Below are 1,141 nucleotides of genomic sequence, written 5' to 3' on the forward strand. Positions count from 1 at the left end.
TTTGGATGTAAGCTGATTCCTGAGACAACTTTTAAGAGAGGGTATAATGAATAAATCATCTCTCAAAAGGAAGGAATTTTTACATAGGTAGATTGTAAAATTTAAGTTGAACATATTAGTGGACAGAAAAACCCATAAAGGTCTTTAATGGTGTCACCACAACATTCCACTAGAAAGAAGGACCTTTATGGGCACCACTATTTTATCATTTGAAGACCGCGTTGTCATCGAAACACTTCATCATGAAAAGCACTCACTTCAATATATTGCCGATTATTTAGGCTTTAGTAAAACCACTATCTTTAATGAGGTTCATCGCTTAGCTGGTGAGTATCACGCAGTTAAGGCTCAAACTGACCATGAAGTTAAACTTAGTCATCGTGGTCGTAAAACCATCTTAACGACTAACCTAAAGCGATTGATTGAAGAAAAAATCAAGATCCAAAAATGGTCAATTGAACAAGTGGCTCATGTAGTTAGAATTGCCTACAAAACCATCTATAACTGGATTGATTAGGGACTACTGGATATTAATGTGACTGATTTACCTGACCATGGTATTCGTCGCAAACGATCTAAAGAAACCCGTGGTAGTTTTAGTCATGGACGTTCCATCGAAGATCGTCCAGCTGAAATTTCTGATCGTAATACTTCAGGTCACTTCGAAGCTGATACAGTTTTATCTGGAAAACGTAAAGGTCAAGCAGTAGCTACGTTTGTCGAGCGTAAGAGTCGGCTTACCATCGTTAAACGGCTTAATGGACGAGATAGTACTTCAATGACCAAGGCTATTTTAGAATTGGCTAACCAGTTAGGAGATAATCTCAAGACCCTTACTGTTGACTATGGGAAAGAATTCGCCAACTACAATTTGATTGAAGAACAGGCCGGTGTTCCGCTGTACTTTGCGCACGCTTATTCGCCACATGAACGAGGCAGTAATGAAAATCGCAACCGAGTACTACGCCGCTTCATTCCCAAAGGTCAACCGATTGATGAGATTACCGATGATGAATTGATTCAAATTAACTGGTATTTGAATTCCCGACCACTCAAATGTTTAAATTGGCGAACACCGATTGAGATCTTTTTGCGTAATCTGCGTTACTAAATTTGTTCAAGTTATTTCTTGCAATCTGCC

General features: G+C 38.9%; 1 pseudogene. It reads left to right on the plus strand.

The window, feature by feature from the left end:
• Positions 1-187: 187 nt before the first annotated feature.
• Positions 188-1,111 (plus strand): annotated as a pseudogene (locus tag FFM51_RS08730) (IS30 family transposase).
• Positions 1,112-1,141 lie beyond the last annotated feature (30 nt).

The organism is Paucilactobacillus kaifaensis, assembly GCF_005405145.1.
Classification (GTDB): Bacteria; Bacillota; Bacilli; order Lactobacillales; family Lactobacillaceae; genus Paucilactobacillus; species Paucilactobacillus kaifaensis.